We start from the raw sequence: 16805 nt of genomic DNA on the forward strand, positions 1-16805 counted from the left end.
AGAAATTTTAAAACATTGAATATAAAATACTTCCTAAGACAATCCACCAAACTAAAAAAGTTATTGAATTTAATGTTCTTTCATTTATAATTAGCTCTAAATATCTCCCCATCATTGAAATAAATTTATTTTTTCTTTCCTTTAATAATTCTGGCAAAGCGTTCCAAACGTGGAAGCCATCCAATGGCATTGCTGGTAAAAGATTAAATAAAGCCAGTAAAACATTAAACCAGTAAGTCCAGTATATTGTATTTATAATCAATGCCATATTTTCTGTTGGCACTACCATAATTCCAATCTTTCCCTCTTTTGAACTAACAATTTTATAGGTTAATATTTTATTGTTCCTAATAACTTTTATTACATATTCAGTATTTGGTTTTATAGTATTTGCAAATTCTTTAAAATCTTTCAATGACTCTATTTTTTTACCGTTGATTTCATAAATTATGTCTCCTTTCTTTAAAAACTCTGATGCTGGTTCTTTAACATTAACAACTTTTAACTCTGTTGGTAATGTATAAGCAAAAGACAATAATGGAATTGAAATTAAAAATATAATTAAATTAGCCAATGGACCCGCTGATGCAATGGCTCCCTTAATTTTCTTTTCTGCATTATTAAATTCATCTCCTAATTCGACAAAGGCTCCCAAAGGAATTCCCAATAATAAAAGTATTCCAGAACTTTTTACTTTAATTCCAAAAGATCTTGCAAATATTCCATGTGCTAATTCATGAACTGATACTCCTATTAGTAGAACAATAATTCCAGGAATCCAAGGAATAACATTTCCAAATAAAAAAATAACTGGTTTAGCCGCTTCTTTTGGTAGCGTTCCAGAAGCGAGTTTTATACTCATAATTATTAAATTTAAGAGCATGAATCCCCCAAGTATGACACATATAGGAATGGAAATAATTCCAATTTTTTGCCAAATTTTATATTTGCCTAATATTTCAATTGTCTTTAATCCAAACTTAGTTCTTAAAATTCCAAAAATTCCCATGTATGTTTTTAGATTTATAGATTCTCTAATTGTATATAATATTATCCAAATGATAATAGCAAAAAATAAGATAAGTTTAGATGTATCCATATTAAATCGCCTCCAAATTCTTTATTTATAATAAAAACTTCTTTTTAAATAAATGAAAAATATTATATAATAGTTAGTATGAACTCTATGTAAAATAATACATAAATATAATAAATTACTAGCAAAATAAAAAGGTGATAGTTTGGAAGCATTAGTTTTAGTAGGTCATGGTAGTAGATTACCATACAGTAAAGAATTGTTAGTAAAATTGGCTGAAAAAATTAAAGAAAAAAATATATTTCCAATTGTTGAAATTGGTTTAATGGAGTTTAACGAGCCAACAATACCCCAAGCAGTAAAAAAGGCAATTGAAAGAGGTGCTAAAAAAATTATAGTTGTTCCTGTCTTTTTGGCACATGGAATTCATACAACAAGAGATATTCCAAAAATGTTGGGATTAATTGAGGATGATAATGGGCATCACGAGGAAGAACATCATCATGGACATCATCACCATCACCACCATCATGAACACGAAAAATTAGAAATTCCAGAGGACGTTGAAATAATATATAGAGAACCTATTGGAGCAGATGATAGAATTGTGGATATAATTATAGATAGAGCCTTTAGAAGATAATTTTAATATGATACTCTATTATTCTTAATTTATTTTATATTAATGGAGGTTATTGTATGTTTGCTCCGGGGCACATAACTGGATTTTTTGCAGTGCATAAATCAAAAGATATTTTAAAAACTGGCTCTATCGGGGCTGGAATTACTGTAAATATAGGAGTAAATCTTAATATAGAAGAAGGTTGTGGAAATATATATTACAATAAAAAAAAAGTAGATATATGTTCAGTAAATAAAGTATTAAAATACTATGAAAACTTTGGATTTGATAAAAACAACTATGATATAATTTTTACATCTGACTTTCCATTAGGCAGTGGTTTGGGGATGTCTGGTGGCTGTGCTTTAACACTATCTAAAAAATTAAATGAAATGTTGGATTTAAAAATTAATTATGTTGAAATAGCACATATTAGTGAAGTAGAATGTGGAACTGGTTTGGGAGATGTTATTGGTCAATATGTGAAAGGTTTTATTATAAGAAAATCTCCCGGATTTCCTATAAATGTTGAAAAATTTAAAGTTAATGAAGATTATTACATTATTCTTGAAATATTTGGAAAAAAGGAGACTAATAAAATAATTACCAACGATAATTGGATTGAAAAAATAAATGGATTTGGTAGAAGATACTTAAATGAACTATTAAAAAATCCAACATTAGAAAATTTTGTCAATCTTTCATATAAATTTGCAGTTAATACAGGATTAATTAATGGAAATATTTTAGAACTCTGTAATGATTTAAAATTTACAGTAGGAGCTTCTCAATCTATGCTTGGAAATACTTTATTCTGTATTTCAAAAAAAGATACTCTAAATGATGCTATTTCTATTTTAAAAAATCCAATTATTTGCAAAATTTACTATTAAATTTTATTTAATACTAATTATTTTTAGTATCAAAATATTTTTATAATCATATGTTTATGAATAAATAAATATAATTAAATATAATAGAAACTTTTAAATATAATAAAAATAAAATATTTTTATAATTTATAAACCTATAAGGTGATATTATGAAACTCTGTCCAAATTGTCTGAAAGAATATGGCAAAATGTTAAAAAAATCTGGTATTAAGATAATTGAAAGTACTGTAGAAGAATGCGAAATGGGACATCCTAGATTTGTCCCAGAACTTCCTAAAAATAAAGTAGAAGTATTAAAAAAAGACATAAAACATACACAAACTTCTAAAAACTCTAAATGGGGTTTAATCTACATATATACGGATTTTCCTTTTATACCATGGTATTGGTGGATAGACTGAGAAACTCGAGAACCTTTATATGGTTGTCGTCCATGGAGACCCGATGAAAACAAAGCCTGTGATATTCATTATGAACCTTGGGTATATATACCAGAATTAAAAGGATGGTATGGAGGGTTGATAAATTTTGGAGGTTGCGAACCTGCTAAAAACTGTGGTGGAAATTGTGGTTTAGTAAATTCTAAAAGAAATGGAAAATGTTTAAGGAAATATGATGAAGCACCAGAAGTATTTAAAACCGGATGGATATATTGCCTCTATGTTAATACTGGAATAAAAGACTGTTTAAGGAGAACACAATACATGATTCTTGATTATAAGCCTTAGCCAAATAGGGTGGTATATTGAATTTTTTCAATATTATTTTTTTATATGGAATTTTATTTATCATATCATTAAGATTTTGGAAGATTAAAAAAGATAATTCCTTCTTAATATTGTCTATATTGTGTTTTATAGCATTAATTTTACAATTCTTAAATATAAATTTATATTTGTATATATTTGAATTATTTTTAACTATGGGAATTATTATAACTACTCTGTATATTTTGAGAAAAGATAAATTTTTGTTATTTTTGGCAGTATTTGGGTTAATAATCCCATTCTTCCAATTTGATATTCCAAACTGGTTATTTAATATTTTATCATTCCCTTTATTTATCTATGTTAAATTATTTGTTCCTAAAAATATGGGTGGAAGTTATTATTACAGTCCTTTTATAATCATTCCTCTATCTATGTATGGGTGGATACTAATTGGTTTAATAATAAAGACAATTTATAGTTATTTTAATAAATGATAAATTTTAAATTTTATTTTTATTTTCTATTCTAAAAACAACTACTGGAATATTTACAACTTTCTTTTTATGAAATTCATATATTGCAGGAATTCTAAAATATGCCTCATAAATGTGAGTTATTTCTCCTCCTTTATCTTTTACATAGTTTATAACAAAATCTTTCGTTGGATAGTTGTGTATAGTATATATTACATCTCCAATCTCTAATGCTTTATCTAAGAATATTCTATCTGCATACTTTTTTTGAGCACCAAATGGAGGATTTTGAATAACTACTTTCTTTAAATTGTAATCATCATTAAGAACATTTTTAAGAACTTCTTTATTTAAATCTCTAATATCCATACAGTAAAAATCTACATCAACATTTAAATTTTTGGCATTTTCCTCTGCTATTTTAATACTTTCTTTATCAATATCAACCCCTATAACTCTTTTTGCCCCTAATATCTTACTACCTATTGCCAATCTACCAGTTCCACAACCTAAATCAATAACTACATTATTATAAAAATCATTCACTGCAAAAAATAAAATATCACTTGCTAATTTTCCATCAATAGTATATTGTTCTAAATCAACCTTTGGATTAGGATGTCTTTTTAATGAATCTAATATCATCTCTAAATGTTTTTTCTTTATCATTTCTTCACCATTTGTATATATAATTATATAAATTTATTATTCTAATAAAAAATAAAGAAGTTTTTTATTCAATGTTTATTCCTCTCTTAATTGAAGATTCTGCCTTTGGTAATGTAACTACTAAGACACCATTTTCAAACTTAGCAGAGGCATTTTCCTCTTTAACATGTGCTGGAAGTTTTATTGTTCTATAAATTTCTTCATCTTCAGGAATTTCTGAGTAGATGATTCTTTCACTTTCAGTAATCATCAATGGGCTTCTTTTTGCTCTGATTTCTAATGTATCTCCAACTGCATTTAAGACGATGTCTTCTTTATTAACTCCTGGTAACCATGCAATAACCTTTATATGGTCATCTCCTTCTATAATAGATAATGGCATGAATCCTTTACCAGATATTTGTATTCCAAAAGAACTTTGAACAACTGTAGAACCACTTATTGGTGTAGCAAAAAACTCTTTGAACATTCTTTCAAATAATGTGTCAAAAGGATCTCTTCCAAACATTACTCTCACCTCTTTTTCTCCTTCTATGTATAAAATGTTTTTAAAGTTCTATATAAACTTTTCTATTTTATAAATTTATATAACTAAAAACTTATATATAGCAATAATAGGAATTTTTATATGGTAAATTAATTATTTTATCAAATTTAAGATTTATAGAGCAATAACAAAATTGAGGGATTACTGATGTTTGGAAAATTAAAAGAAAAACTTTTAAAAACTGCGTCAAAAATTACTGAAAAAATCTACAATAAAGGAGAAGCTGAAGAAGTAAAAGAAAAAATAGAACCAGAAATTAAAAAAACTGAAAGTGAAAAAACAGAAAGCTCTAAAAAAGTAGAAGAAGTTAAAGAAATTAAAAAAGAAACTACATCAGAAGAGGAGAAAAAAATAAGTTTCTTTGATAGATTTATTTTAACGAGGACTATTAAAAAGGCTCTCAAAAAAGAAATTGTAATTTTAGAGGAAGATATTGAAGATATATTAGAAGAGTTAGAAATAGAGCTTTTAGAATCTGATGTAGCCTTAGAAGTTGTAGAAAAGTTAATTGAAAACATTAAAAAAGAGTTAGTTGGGAGAAAAATATCTCCTAATGACAATGTTGAAGAAATTACAATTAACGCTGTAAAAAATGCTATAAAAAATATATTATCCCAAGAAAAAATTGACATTGAGGAGATTATAAAAAAGAATAAAGCAAAAGGAAAGCCAACAGTTATTGTATTTGTTGGAATAAATGGAACTGGAAAAACCACGACAATAGCTAAATTAGCATATAAATTAAAACAAAAAGGATATAGTGTTGTTATAGCAGCAGGGGATACATTTAGGGCTGGAGCGATAGAGCAGTTAGAACAGCATGCAAAAAATGTAGGTGTTAGAGTTATTAAGCATAAACAAGGGGCTGATTCAGCAGCAGTTATATACGATGCGATACAACACGCTAAGGCGAGAGGAATTGATGTCGTTTTGGCAGACACAGCAGGAAGGCAGGCAACAAATACAAACTTAATGGAAGAAATCAAAAAGGTTGTTAGAGTTACAAAGCCAGATTTAGTTATATTCGTTGGAGATGCTTTAACTGGAAACGATGCAGTTTATCAGGCTGAAGAGTTTAATAAGGCAGTGAATATAGATGGGATTATATTGACAAAAATAGATGCAGATGCAAAAGGAGGGGCGGCATTGTCAATTGGCTATGCAATTGGAAAACCTATTTTGTATTTAGGAGTTGGGCAGAGATATGAAGATTTAATTGAGTTCGATGCTGATTGGATGGTTAAAAAATTATTTGGTGAGGAAGAGTTTAAGTTTTCTACTGAAAGAGAGTTTTAAAATTTTTACTTAGATAAATTATCTAATTTGTCATTGTATGCCGCATTTGCAATTGCATGAGCCAAAAATGGAGCTAAAATTAAATAAACAAATGCTAATAATGGTTCTCCTAACGCTATAAAAATTAAAAAACATGCACAATCTATAACTCCTAAAATATGTATTCTCGCATAAATAATATTTTTTCTATCTTTTTCAACCCACAATCTATATGAAGCCAATAGTATTCCCAAAGAAGATATAAAAATAAGTATATCCTTAACAATGTCAATATATACCTCCATAAGATTCACCATTTAGTGGTTATAATTTATAATGATTAATAATGATAAATCTTATATATAAATTTTGGTGATAAAAATGTTCATAGTGTTTGAAGGTATTGATGGTAGTGGTAAAACGACACTATCAAAATTATTATCTAAATCTCTCAATGCTTTTTGGACTTGCGAGCCTACAAATAGCCCAATAGGGAAGTTAATTAGAGAATTTTTGCAAAAAAAAATTAAATTAGATGATAGAACATTAGCATTGTTATTTGCCGCAGATAGAGTAGAGCACACAAAGATAATAAAAGATATTTTAAAAAGTAGAGATGTAGTTTGTGATAGATATTTGTATTCCTCAATAGCCTATCAAAGCGTTGCAGGCGTTGATGAAGATTTTATAAAATCAATAAATAGATACGCTTTAAAGCCAGATATAGTTTTTTTACTAACTATTGATGTTGATGTTGCTTTAAAAAGAGTTAAAGGTAAAGATATATTTGAAAATAAAAGTTTTCTACAAAAAGTTCAAGAAAAATATTTAGAATTGGCAGAAGAATACAAATTTATCGTAATTGACACAACTAACAAGACAATAGATGAAGTTCATAAGGAAATTTTAGAACATTATAAAAAGTATAGCAACAAATTATAACACAAAAAATAATAAACAAGATAAAAACTAAATCTATCTCAAATATTACTAAAAAATTTGCTATTTAATAATTAAGGTATAAAGTATATAAATGACTACATCCAGTTATTTTTGTATAGAAGTTTATGAGGGATATTTATGGATATTGCCTATGAGATTCCTGTCTCAGAAGTAATGAGTTTTCCAGTGATTACTGCTACAAAAAATATGACAGTTTATGACATCGCCAACATAATGAAGGAGAAAGATATTGGGGCTGTTGTTATTGTAGAAGGCAAAGAGCCAATAGGAATAGTTACAGAGAGAGATATTATAAAAAGAGTTGTTGCAAAAAACCTAAAACCAAAAGAGATTTTAGCTGAGGAAGTTATGAGTAAAAAAATAATAACAATTCCTCAAAATGCTTCAATTAATGAAGCCGCTAAAATCATGGCTAAATATAAGATAAAAAGATTGCCTGTTGTAAAAGATGGGGAATTAGTAGGAATAATAACAGAGAGCGATATTATTAGGGTCTCACCAAAATTATTGGAAATAATTGCTGAATATGCTTCAATAAAGCCAGAAGATGAAAAAGAAAAAATTCCATTAGATACTGACGAATTTTCTGAAGAGTATATATATGGAATTTGTGAAAACTGTGGATATCAAGGGAGAGTTAGACTGTATCAAGGAAGATATTTGTGTGATGAGTGTATAGAAGAATTTAAAGAAAAAGAGTAAAAATATTAAAAATAAAAATTTATTCATGAGCAATTCCTATAATATCCTTTAATTCTAAGTTCTCTTCTTTTAAAAACTTTATAATTTCATCACAAACTTTTTTAAATATATCATATCCTCTATAATAAACTCCACTTCCTATTTGGACAGCAGAAGCACCAGCCATCATATATTCAATAGCATCCTCTCCACTAACTATTCCTCCTACTCCAATTATTGGAATGTCAAAGTTTTCATAAAGATCCCAAACAATTTTTATACCTATTGGTTTTATTGCCTTACCACTTAAACCACCAAATTTATTTCCTAAAATTGACTTCTTTGCCCTTATATCAATAGCCATTCCTCTAACTGTATTTATCGCCACTAATCCATCTACGCCTGCATCTACAACTGCATTAGCTATTTCTAATATATCTGTAACATTAGGTGTTAATTTAGCAAAAACTGGGATTTTTACTGATTTTTTTACAGCCTTGCAAACACTGTAAGATAAATCTGGATTCTGCCCAATTGTAGCTCCATAACCTTTTGCATGTGGACAGGAAATATTTAGCTCAATAATATCAACATATTTTTCCATCTTTTTAGATACTTCAACAAATTCCTCCTCATCCTTACCATAAACAGAGCCAATAATCCTAACATTCATTTTATTTAAATCTTCTCTAACTCTCTGTAATTCCTTTACATATTCATCAATTCCAGGATTTGGTAGTCCCATAGCATTTAAAAATCCTCCATCAACTTCAACAATAGTTGGATTTCTATGCCCATGATTTGGATTTTTTCCAATAGATTTAGTTGTTACAGCCCCTGCACCTCCTTTAGCAATTCTCTTTAACGCACTTCCAGTTTCTCCCATAATACCGCTTGCCAAAAAAACAGGATTTTTAAATTCTATCCCACATATCACTGTCTTTAACATATATTCACCAACCAAAAGTTTTAAATAGTAATTGTTATGGTATAGAGATATAAAATTTTTAATGGCATATAAAGTTTATAACTTTGAATATCCTTTTCTTTGAAAAATTTAAAAATATTTTCAAACATTAATTTTAAGGTTTATTAAAAATAAATAATTTGGGTGAATATATATGCCAGCACCAAGATACAGATCAAGATCATACAGAAGAATATATAGAAGAACACCAGGAGGAAGGTTAGTTATACACTACAAAAGAAGAAAGCCAAATAAACCAAGATGTGCTATATGTGGAGCTGAATTGCACGGAGTTCCAAGAGGGAGACCAGTTGAAATAAGAAAATTACCAAAATCTCAAAGAAGACCTGAAAGACCTTATGGAGGCTACCTATGTCCAAGATGCTTAAAAAGATTAATGATTAACAAAGCGAGAAGTTTATAAAGACATTCAAAAAGTTTATATATCAAAAGTATTTTATGTTTATCAATCCATTTTAAATGGGTGAATAGATGATAATTACCATTGGGGGGCTACCAGGGACGGGAACAACTACAATTGCTAAATTAATAGCAGAGAAATACAATTTAAAGCATGTATGTGCAGGATTTATATTTAGAGAGATGGCCAAAGAGATAGGTATGGACTTGCAGGAATTCAGTAAGTATGCTGAGGAACATAAAGAAGTTGATGAAGAAATTGATAGAAGACAGGTAGAAATAGCAAAAAAAGGTAATGTAGTGTTAGAAGGTAGATTGGCGGCGTGGATGCTATTAAAGAATGGAATAAAACCAGATTTAACAATATGGTTCAAAGCCCCCCTTGAAGTTAGGGCTGAGAGAATCAGCCAGAGAGAAAGTATAAGTAAAGAAGAGGCACTAAAAAAAATGTTAGAAAGAGAGAAAAGTGAAAAAAAGAGATACAAAGAAATTTATAATATTGACTTAGATGATTTATCTATTTACGATTTGATTATCGATACATCAAAATGGGATATCGAGGGAGTGTTTAATATTGTCTCCTCAGCTATTGATAACTTAAAAAAATAAGGAGGGGACGATATTAAACCTCCCTCATTGGAGGATGAGTTGTGATTCGCGAGAGTCACAACAACAAAAATGAGGTGAGGTAAATGGCTGCTATTGAAATAGGAAGAGTTTGTGTAAAAACCGCAGGAAGAGAAGCAGGAAAAATCTGTGTCATTGTAGATATTTTAGATAAAAACTTTGTTATTGTAGATGGATTAGTTAAAAGAAGAAGATGCAACATAAAACATTTAGAACCTACTGAGAAGAAAGTTGATATCGAAAGAGGAGCCACAACAGAAGAAGTTAGATTGGCATTAGATGCAGCAGGATTATTAAAAGAGGAGTAATTTCTCTATTTTTCTTTTTTTATTAAAGCAAAAATTAATATTTTAATATTTGTATTAATTGGGATATTTTAATATACAAATCTATAACTTTTAAGTAATTAAAAATAATATATAAAGTAATGTAAGTAATTAAATGTGAAAGTATGAAAAAGAAAAAGTTCTTAGAAAAAAAACTAAAAAAGATAGCCTATGAAAGAGTTGATACTTTAATGAAATTAGCAGAAGAAGAGGCTAAAAAAGGTAGATGGGATAGAGTCAAAAGATATGTATATTTAGCAAGAAGAATAGCTATGAAAATGAGATTAAAATTTCCAAAGAAATGGAAAAGAAGAATATGCAAAAAATGTGGAACTTTTTTGTTGTATGGAAGGAATGCAAGAGTTAGAGTTAAAAGTAAAAGGTATCCTCATGTAGTTATAACTTGCTTAGAATGTGGAGCAATATATAGAATTCCTATGATAAGAGAAAAGAAAAAAAAAAGAAGAAAAAAATTAGAGAAAAAATTGAAAGCAAAAAATAAAGTGGTGGAGTAAATGACAGGCAAAGTTATCTTAGTTGGAGCAGGTCCGGGAGATCCAGAATTGATAACAGTAAAAGGTTTAAAAGCAATTAAAGAGGCTGATGTCATTGTTTATGATAGTTTAATATCAAAAGACTTACTTAATTATGCAAAAGAAGGGGCGGAGTTAATTTATGTTGGTAAAAGAAAAGGACAGCATTCCTTTAAACAGGAGGAGATTAATAAAATATTGGTAGAAAAAGCAAAAGAGGGAAAAATAGTTGTTAGATTAAAAGGGGGAGATCCATTTATTTTTGGAAGAGGAGGAGAAGAAATTTTAGAACTAAAAAAGCATAATATTCCTTATGAAGTAATTCCGGGAATAACTTCTGCAATTGCAGTTCCAGAACTTGCAAATATTCCATTAACGCATAGAAAAGTAGCAACTTCATTTACCGTAGTTACTGGACACGAGGCTGAGGATAAAAAAGAGAAACAAGTAGATTTAAGTAAATTGAATGCTGACACTATAGTTATTTTGATGGGGATAACCAACTTAGAAAAGTTAGTTAATGAGTTGTTGCAAAATCCTAAGAGAAATAAAGACACCCCAGTAGCAATTATTACCAATGGAACTACAAAAAATCAAAGAGTTATAAAAGGAACACTTGGGGATATAGTAGAAAAGGCAAAAAAAGAAAAAATATCTCCACCTGGTGTTATTGTAGTTGGAGATGTAGTAAATGTTTTGGAAAAATAAAATTTTTAAATTTTTATAGTTCGGGATACGATGATAAAGAATGTTGCTGTAATTTATCCAAACAAATTTAAAGCAGGAATTTCTTGTTTGGCAGTTCATATTTTAGCCAAGCACTTATCTAAATTTAAAGATATAAATGTAAATATATATTTTTTAGAAAACTATCACAAAATAAAAAATTTTGACGCTATTTTTATAACTTTGCAGTATGAAAATGATTATTTTAATGCAATAAAAATAGTTAAAGATTTAAGAAAAACTAATCCTAATGCAGTTTTTGCCGCAGGTGGACCTTGTGTAATGGAAAACTTTTTCCCATTGATTAATTACTTTGACGCCTTTATAGTTGGAGAGATTGAAAATAGCGATGTTATGCTAAATGTAATAAATAGAGAGTTTGACACAGAGGGAGTTTATTCAAGACATATAGATAAAGATGTTGTTAAAAGGATATACCCAAAAAAATTAACCATAGATGATTACCCAATATATCAACCTACATCTAAAAAAGGAGCTTATGGAGAAGCATTTTTATTGGAGATTGGAAGAGGATGCCCAAGGAGATGTAGATTTTGTTTAGCAAGATCAATATATTATCCTCCAAGATATAGAAAACTAAGTGATTTAGAATATTTGGCAGAAGAAGGAATAAAAATTAATAAAGTTAATAAAGTAGCATTAATAGCTCCATCAGTTGGGGATTATAAGTATATAGTTGAACTCTGTAACTTTTTGGACGATTTGGGAGTTCAAATATCTCCATCTTCTTTAAGGGCAGATACTTTAAATGAGGAACTAATGAAAATTTTAAAACCAAAAACACTGACAATAGCTCCTGAGGCAGGAAGTGAAAGATTAAGAGAATTTATAAAAAAAGATATTAATGAAGGAGATATATTTAATGCAGTTGATTTAGCTAAAAAATTTGAAGTTAATAAGATAAAACTTTACTTTATGGTTGGAATACCTACGGAAACTAATGAAGATGTTGAAGAGATTATAAATTTAACAAAAAAGATAAAAAAAGAGATTAAAAAAGTAGAAGTTTCAATTAATCCTATGATTCCTAAGCCACATACAGATTTTGAAAATGAAGAGTTTGATTTAACATCTAAGAAAAAAATTAAACATATTGAAAAAAATCTAAGGAAAGAAAGAGTTAAAGTAGAATATGAAAACTTTAACTCTATGATTTGTCAGTGTGTATTAGCAAGAGGTGATGAAACTCTTAGTAATTATCTAGATGTTTCAAAAAATCCAACAAACTTAATTAGTGCATTGAAAAAAGATAATTTATTAGATAAATACTTAAAAAAAATAGATAAAATGCCATGGAAAAAAATAATAATCTAATATTTTAAGGAGTCTTTAAATAATCTCTCTTTTGCATTTTTAAACTCTTTTTCATCTATATCTTTTTCAAATCCTAAGTATTTTAAAACTAATTCTGCATATTTGAAATATTTCTCCTCTATATCTCCTTCTCCGATATACAGTCCTTTACAGTGTCTTAAAAACCATATATCATAGGTTAATGTTAATTTTCCATCCCTTAACTGAATTGAATAAGGTCTAAATCTACAAATTAGTGGCCTAACTTTATAAATTTTGCATTTTCTAGTTTTATTATCAAAAAATATGCACTTTCCTTTAATTTCTTTTAATTCACCAATGTATCCATTAAAAAATTTAACATATCTCTTTATAACTTCATTTAATGGAATCTTTAAATATCCCGCTATTCTACCTAAATCCTTCTTAGTAACTGTTGGAGCATCACAGCAAAAACCACATTTTATGCAATGAAATGCAATTCCTCCCAAATAAACACTGAACTTTTTATTTTTATTATTTTTCATAATTTCACTTATTTCTTATTTTGACTTGAGCAATTTCTACAAAAAATACAAGGTTTTATATATCCCGCTAAAAAATCTAATGCTTCACTAATTTTTTTATGAAGTGTTTTAGGAAATTTATATATTAAATAGCCATATATAAAGCCAGTAATCACATCAACAATCCAATGCATACCTAAGATTAAAGTTGATATAGGAATTAGTATAGCCAATGTAAAGTAAATATACTTTAAATATTTTTCATCTTTAAAATGTAATGCCAATAGAAAAGAATATGCTGTATGTAATGATGGAATCTCATAAGTTGGTTTTGTAAATATCCAAAAGTATTTCATGTTTATTAAATCCTTAGCAACTCCTACCTGAAATGGTGATTTAACCACAATAATAGAATATATTATTCCTGCAAACAACCAACCAAGTGCTAAATCAATTAAAATAATATCACTTTTTAAAAAATCTTTTTTTATAAATAAATAGTATGCAATACCACAAATAATCATAAGAGAAAATCCATATAAATATATTATTTTAAAAAATTCAATAACAACTGTTGGTAATGATTGAAGAATTAAATAAAAATTTCTGTTGCATAAAGGGAGAGTCATTAATAAATTAGTAGCATCTATTGGCTTTAATATTTGAGAATACCACATTAAGCCACCCCACATAATATAGGCAATTGGATATACTGCTAACCTAACTACAATCCTTCTATCCACAAATATCACCAAAGAGTTTTTAAATACAATAAATTAAGGTGAGATTATTAAATTTTTAGAATTTATAGTTGATTTCCTACAAAAAAATGTAAAAACAATATTTTCCTATCCCGGAGAGCAGATATTTCCACTTTATAATGAGATAGAAAATAGTAGTATAAAAAATATTATGGCTAAAGATGAGAGAGGATCTGGCTTTATGGCTGATGGTTATGCAAGAATAACTAACTATATAGGAGTTTGCTTGGTAACTGCTGGACCAGGAAGCACAAATTTAACTACTCCAATAGCTAATGCTTACAAAGATAACTCCTCAGTATTAGCCATAACTGGAAGATGCGAAAGAAAATATATTAGTAAAAATTACTTCCAAGAGATTAATATGGATTTTTTAAATTTTTACAAAGGGTATTTTATTAACAACGCTGATATAAATTCTATTGTTTCAGCATTTAGAGATTGTCTATACAACAAAAAGCCAGTTCAGATAAATATTCCCTCTGATGTATATAAAGATAAAGTTGATGAAAATGATTTATATAACAATAATATATATTATAATAATGATAATAAAATAAACATTGATGAAATTGTTGATAAAATAAACTCCGAACTGTCTAATGCTAAAAAACCACTATTTTTAATTGGGCAAGGGATTTATGGAAATTTAAGTTATAATGAAATGCTAAAAATATCCAAAATTTTGGAAAAATTAGATTGTCCAATATCTACAACATTTCCAAGTAGAGGAGTTATTGATGAAAATTTAAATAACTGTGTGGGTTTAGTTGGTAGAAGAGGAGATATAAAATCTTTATTGGAGGCAGATAAGATAATAAATTTTGGTTCGTCACTTTCATACAATACATATGTTGAAAGTGTTAGGGAAAAACTTTTAAAGAAAACTGTAAATATAAACCTAAAACCAAAAAGTATTAAAGAGTTAAAAGAATTTTTTGAAAATTTAAGTATAGATAATAATTGGTTTTACTACAAAGAAAATAAATTCTCTCCTAAGGGAGATTATTCTAATAAAATAAATGAGATAATTGAAAGTATTCCAAAAGATTCTATAATAGTTACAGACGCTGGAAAACATACGGTATTTACTTGCCTATTAAAAAAATGCATTGTTCCAAGAAATATTATTTCCTCTCATTCCTTTGGATCTATGGGCTTTGGTTTGCCAGTTTCAATAGGAGTTAAATTTGGATGTATCGATTTTAATATTGATAGAGATATTGTACTGATTAGTGGGGATGGAGGATTTTTAATGAATGTTGAAGAATTACAAGTAGTTTCTGAAAATAATTTAAAAATTTTAATGATTGTAATGAAAAATAATAAATTGGCTGAATTTTGTAAAATAAAAAATCCTAACTTTAATAAATTGGCTGATGCCTTTGGAATAGATAACTGCTACATAGAAAAAGTTGATGAGATTAGTTCAACAATTAAAGAGTTTTTAAAGAAAGATAAGCCATTATTAATGGTTATTGAGACAGAGGATGAAAAACTACCTAACCCAAATATGTAAATCTTTAAAATTATTAATTAATTGGATAATTTAAATTACTAAATTAATGGAGGGATACTATGGAAGTTTTAACTGAGTTATTTAACATTTTATCAAAAGATTTACACTTTAATGTTACAAAATTGGACTCTAAAACATATGAACAAAATTGGAGAGTTCCAGAAGGATTTATTTCAATAATTGGTTTAGAAAATGCTAAGATGCCAGTATTTTACTATGGATTAACAGATTCTTACAAAGAGGAGTATAAGATTAAAAAAGTTGTTACTCCAAAAGGACAAAAACAGGTTTTTACAAGACTCTACTACATATTTGACAGAAGAGATATTATAGAAAAAGAGAAATATGTTGTTGCGAATGCATTTAATGGACTTTTATTACTTATAAAATTTGATAAAAATGAATTTATTGAAAAAGCAATTGAAATGCTAACAAGAGGTTATGAAGAAGATGATTTTATTAAAGAAGTTATTAATAAGGTTAAAGAAAAAAATATGTTTGACTCTGTTGAGGAGACTATAAGATTTATGGCTAATAGAGATTATAACTGGATTATTGGAAAAATAAAATACAATGTAGGTAGTTTAGAGTATTCTGGACAAGGTTTCTATTTACTTCCTATAAAAACAAATATGCAGATAACTCCGGGGCTAAAAATTGAAAATGGTAAAGTTATTATTGACTTGGAGAATTCACATTTATTTAAAAACTTTATTGTATATGTGGATACTATCAACAACAAAATAATCTTTAACAAACAAAGATTGTGTAATAAAACATCTACTATATTAGAAATAATGTCAAAAATTGATGACAACACTTGTCCTTGGTGTGGTGCTAAATTAAGAGTAGTTAAAACAAAAAAAGGAGAGTTTTTAGGTTGTACGAATTATCCAAAATGTTTGTATAGGAGATTTCCCAAACTCTAGTTTTTAATTACTATAATAAAAAATATTTTATTGAGAGTAATATTTACTCTCGGAATTTAATAATATTTTATAATAAAAATTTTCTATTTTTTATTATAATAATATTATAATTTTGAAATTTTTCATATTATTATAATATTTTTTTGTCATTTATATGATTTTATAATATTGAATTGAAAATTTACCGGGGTTTGTTATTACTCTCAAAAAGAATATGAATATATAAATTCATAAATTAAATATGTAATAAAGGATTTTCTATCCTTCTTTTATGCCAAAAAGATTATAATTATATCAGAAGATTTAAA

The 16805-nt window shown here is 27.6% G+C and carries 23 protein-coding genes; 16 read left to right on the forward strand and 7 right to left on the reverse strand.

All coding sequences use genetic code 11. From position 1 onward, the window contains the following. Positions 1 to 7: 7 nt before the first annotated feature. A complete protein-coding gene (locus tag HZY31_RS03440) occupies positions 8 to 1099 on the reverse strand; it encodes a site-2 protease family protein (RefSeq protein ID WP_297318063.1) in 1092 nt (363 codons plus the stop codon). Between the two features lie 142 nt (positions 1100 to 1241). Between HZY31_RS03440 and cfbA the strand changes: the two genes are divergently transcribed. The 5 genes from cfbA (at position 1242) to HZY31_RS03465 (ending at position 3755) form a co-directional block, all read left to right on the forward strand. Then, entirely contained in the window at positions 1242 to 1679 is a 438-nt protein-coding gene (gene cfbA / locus HZY31_RS03445; protein WP_297318064.1) for a sirohydrochlorin nickelochelatase, read from the forward strand. A gap of 56 nt (positions 1680 to 1735) precedes the next feature. After that, entirely contained in the window at positions 1736 to 2551 is an 816-nt protein-coding gene (locus HZY31_RS03450) for a pantoate kinase (protein ID WP_297318065.1), read from the forward strand. Between the two features lie 149 nt (positions 2552 to 2700). After that, the gene (locus HZY31_RS03455; protein ID WP_297318066.1) at positions 2701 to 2952 is read left to right on the forward strand and encodes a hypothetical protein; all 252 of its coding nucleotides are present in this window, start codon (positions 2701 to 2703) and stop codon (positions 2950 to 2952) included. A 117-nt stretch (positions 2953 to 3069) separates the two neighbouring features. Further along, entirely contained in the window at positions 3070 to 3279 is a 210-nt protein-coding gene (locus HZY31_RS03460) for a hypothetical protein (protein ID WP_297318067.1), read from the forward strand. Positions 3280 to 3446: 167 nt separating this feature from the next. Beyond that, entirely contained in the window at positions 3447 to 3755 is a 309-nt protein-coding gene (locus HZY31_RS03465; RefSeq protein WP_297318068.1) for a hypothetical protein, read from the forward strand. Positions 3756 to 3761: 6 nt separating this feature from the next. Here the strand turns inward: HZY31_RS03465 and HZY31_RS03470 are convergent, their stop codons facing one another. Then, a complete protein-coding gene (locus HZY31_RS03470) occupies positions 3762 to 4403 on the reverse strand; it encodes an METTL5 family protein (RefSeq protein ID WP_297318069.1) in 642 nt (213 codons plus the stop codon). A 64-nt stretch (positions 4404 to 4467) separates the two neighbouring features. After that, positions 4468 to 4911: an Hsp20/alpha crystallin family protein gene (locus HZY31_RS03475; RefSeq protein ID WP_297318070.1), complete on the reverse strand. Its 444-nt coding sequence runs from the start codon at positions 4909 to 4911 to the stop codon at positions 4468 to 4470. A 186-nt stretch (positions 4912 to 5097) separates the two neighbouring features. Here HZY31_RS03475 and ftsY point away from each other — a divergent pair, with 186 nt between their 5' ends. Further along, a complete protein-coding gene (ftsY, locus tag HZY31_RS03480; RefSeq protein WP_297318071.1) occupies positions 5098 to 6246 on the forward strand; it encodes a signal recognition particle-docking protein FtsY in 1149 nt (382 codons plus the stop codon). Between the two features lie 5 nt (positions 6247 to 6251). Here the strand turns inward: ftsY and HZY31_RS03485 are convergent, their stop codons facing one another. Beyond that, positions 6252 to 6530: a cation:proton antiporter gene (locus tag HZY31_RS03485; RefSeq protein ID WP_297318072.1), complete on the reverse strand. Its 279-nt coding sequence runs from the start codon at positions 6528 to 6530 to the stop codon at positions 6252 to 6254. A 76-nt stretch (positions 6531 to 6606) separates the two neighbouring features. Here HZY31_RS03485 and tmk point away from each other — a divergent pair, with 76 nt between their 5' ends. Next, positions 6607 to 7167 carry a dTMP kinase gene (gene tmk, locus HZY31_RS03490; protein ID WP_297318073.1) on the forward strand — a complete coding sequence of 187 codons (561 nt, stop codon included), beginning with the start codon at positions 6607 to 6609 and terminating at the stop codon, positions 7165 to 7167. A gap of 138 nt (positions 7168 to 7305) precedes the next feature. Further along, positions 7306 to 7890 carry a CBS domain-containing protein gene (locus HZY31_RS03495; protein ID WP_297318074.1) on the forward strand — a complete coding sequence of 195 codons (585 nt, stop codon included), beginning with the start codon at positions 7306 to 7308 and terminating at the stop codon, positions 7888 to 7890. Between the two features lie 19 nt (positions 7891 to 7909). Here the strand turns inward: HZY31_RS03495 and HZY31_RS03500 are convergent, their stop codons facing one another. After that, complete coding sequence (locus HZY31_RS03500) at positions 7910 to 8818, reverse strand: dihydroorotate dehydrogenase (RefSeq protein ID WP_297318075.1); 909 nt, start codon at positions 8816 to 8818, stop codon at positions 7910 to 7912. Between the two features lie 172 nt (positions 8819 to 8990). Between HZY31_RS03500 and HZY31_RS03505 the strand changes: the two genes are divergently transcribed. The 6 genes from HZY31_RS03505 to HZY31_RS03530 all read left to right on the forward strand — a co-directional run bounded on the left by HZY31_RS03505 (position 8991) and on the right by HZY31_RS03530 (position 12803). Continuing rightward, positions 8991 to 9260, forward strand: a complete 270-nt coding sequence (locus HZY31_RS03505; protein WP_297318076.1) for a 50S ribosomal protein L34e — start codon at positions 8991 to 8993, stop codon at positions 9258 to 9260. A 68-nt stretch (positions 9261 to 9328) separates the two neighbouring features. Continuing rightward, entirely contained in the window at positions 9329 to 9865 is a 537-nt protein-coding gene (gene cmk / locus HZY31_RS03510) for a (d)CMP kinase (protein WP_297318077.1), read from the forward strand. Between the two features lie 83 nt (positions 9866 to 9948). Beyond that, the gene (locus HZY31_RS03515; protein WP_214400446.1) at positions 9949 to 10191 is read left to right on the forward strand and encodes a 50S ribosomal protein L14e; all 243 of its coding nucleotides are present in this window, start codon (positions 9949 to 9951) and stop codon (positions 10189 to 10191) included. Positions 10192 to 10334: 143 nt separating this feature from the next. Next, positions 10335 to 10724, forward strand: coding sequence for a ribonuclease P protein component 4 (locus tag HZY31_RS03520; RefSeq protein WP_297318078.1), 390 nt, complete (start codon positions 10335 to 10337; stop codon positions 10722 to 10724). Further along, positions 10725 to 11450 carry a uroporphyrinogen-III C-methyltransferase gene (gene cobA / locus HZY31_RS03525; RefSeq protein WP_297318079.1) on the forward strand — a complete coding sequence of 242 codons (726 nt, stop codon included), beginning with the start codon at positions 10725 to 10727 and terminating at the stop codon, positions 11448 to 11450. Between the two features lie 30 nt (positions 11451 to 11480). Then, on the forward strand, positions 11481 to 12803 hold the full coding sequence (locus HZY31_RS03530) for a B12-binding domain-containing radical SAM protein (RefSeq protein ID WP_297318080.1): 1323 nt from the start codon (positions 11481 to 11483) through the stop codon (positions 12801 to 12803). Here HZY31_RS03530 and HZY31_RS03535 read toward each other — a convergent pair. Both HZY31_RS03535 and HZY31_RS03540 read right to left on the reverse strand, forming a co-directional pair. After that, positions 12800 to 13309 carry a YkgJ family cysteine cluster protein gene (locus HZY31_RS03535; RefSeq protein WP_297318081.1) on the reverse strand — a complete coding sequence of 170 codons (510 nt, stop codon included), beginning with the start codon at positions 13307 to 13309 and terminating at the stop codon, positions 12800 to 12802. The genes HZY31_RS03530 and HZY31_RS03535 overlap by 4 nt on opposite strands. 8 nt (positions 13310 to 13317) lie before the next feature. Then, a complete protein-coding gene (locus tag HZY31_RS03540) occupies positions 13318 to 14031 on the reverse strand; it encodes a phosphatase PAP2 family protein (protein WP_297318082.1) in 714 nt (237 codons plus the stop codon). Positions 14032 to 14077: 46 nt separating this feature from the next. Between HZY31_RS03540 and HZY31_RS03545 the strand changes: the two genes are divergently transcribed. Together HZY31_RS03545 and HZY31_RS03550 are read left to right on the forward strand one after the other, a co-directional pair. After that, positions 14078 to 15568, forward strand: a complete 1491-nt coding sequence (locus tag HZY31_RS03545) for a thiamine pyrophosphate-binding protein (RefSeq protein WP_297318092.1) — start codon at positions 14078 to 14080, stop codon at positions 15566 to 15568. A gap of 59 nt (positions 15569 to 15627) precedes the next feature. Further along, complete coding sequence (locus tag HZY31_RS03550) at positions 15628 to 16497, forward strand: topoisomerase DNA-binding C4 zinc finger domain-containing protein (protein ID WP_297318083.1); 870 nt, start codon at positions 15628 to 15630, stop codon at positions 16495 to 16497. The last annotated feature ends 308 nt before the right edge of the window (positions 16498 to 16805 follow it).

It is taken from the genome of Methanocaldococcus sp., assembly GCF_024490875.1.
Taxonomy (GTDB): Archaea; AGJL01; Methanococci; order Methanococcales; family Methanocaldococcaceae; genus Methanocaldococcus.

Coding starts and splice junctions, on each gene's coding strand:
- HZY31_RS03550 (WP_297318083.1), top strand. CDS start 15,628: ATGGAAGTTTTAACTGAGTTATTTAACATTTTATCAAAAGATTTACAC.
- HZY31_RS03530 (WP_297318080.1), top strand. CDS start 11,481: ATGATAAAGAATGTTGCTGTAATTTATCCAAACAAATTTAAAGCAGGA.
- HZY31_RS03520 (WP_297318078.1), top strand. CDS start 10,335: ATGAAAAAGAAAAAGTTCTTAGAAAAAAAACTAAAAAAGATAGCCTAT.
- HZY31_RS03475 (WP_297318070.1), bottom strand. CDS start 4,911: ATGTTTGGAAGAGATCCTTTTGACACATTATTTGAAAGAATGTTCAAA.
- HZY31_RS03535 (WP_297318081.1), bottom strand. CDS start 13,309: ATGAAAAATAATAAAAATAAAAAGTTCAGTGTTTATTTGGGAGGAATT.
- HZY31_RS03500 (WP_297318075.1), bottom strand. CDS start 8,818: ATGTTAAAGACAGTGATATGTGGGATAGAATTTAAAAATCCTGTTTTT.
- cmk (WP_297318077.1), top strand. CDS start 9,329: ATGATAATTACCATTGGGGGGCTACCAGGGACGGGAACAACTACAATT.
- HZY31_RS03455 (WP_297318066.1), top strand. CDS start 2,701: ATGAAACTCTGTCCAAATTGTCTGAAAGAATATGGCAAAATGTTAAAA.
- HZY31_RS03470 (WP_297318069.1), bottom strand. CDS start 4,403: ATGATAAAGAAAAAACATTTAGAGATGATATTAGATTCATTAAAAAGA.
- HZY31_RS03450 (WP_297318065.1), top strand. CDS start 1,736: ATGTTTGCTCCGGGGCACATAACTGGATTTTTTGCAGTGCATAAATCA.
- HZY31_RS03505 (WP_297318076.1), top strand. CDS start 8,991: ATGCCAGCACCAAGATACAGATCAAGATCATACAGAAGAATATATAGA.
- HZY31_RS03440 (WP_297318063.1), bottom strand. CDS start 1,099: ATGGATACATCTAAACTTATCTTATTTTTTGCTATTATCATTTGGATA.
- HZY31_RS03515 (WP_214400446.1), top strand. CDS start 9,949: ATGGCTGCTATTGAAATAGGAAGAGTTTGTGTAAAAACCGCAGGAAGA.
- HZY31_RS03495 (WP_297318074.1), top strand. CDS start 7,306: ATGGATATTGCCTATGAGATTCCTGTCTCAGAAGTAATGAGTTTTCCA.
- ftsY (WP_297318071.1), top strand. CDS start 5,098: ATGTTTGGAAAATTAAAAGAAAAACTTTTAAAAACTGCGTCAAAAATT.
- cobA (WP_297318079.1), top strand. CDS start 10,725: ATGACAGGCAAAGTTATCTTAGTTGGAGCAGGTCCGGGAGATCCAGAA.
- HZY31_RS03485 (WP_297318072.1), bottom strand. CDS start 6,530: ATGGAGGTATATATTGACATTGTTAAGGATATACTTATTTTTATATCT.
- tmk (WP_297318073.1), top strand. CDS start 6,607: ATGTTCATAGTGTTTGAAGGTATTGATGGTAGTGGTAAAACGACACTA.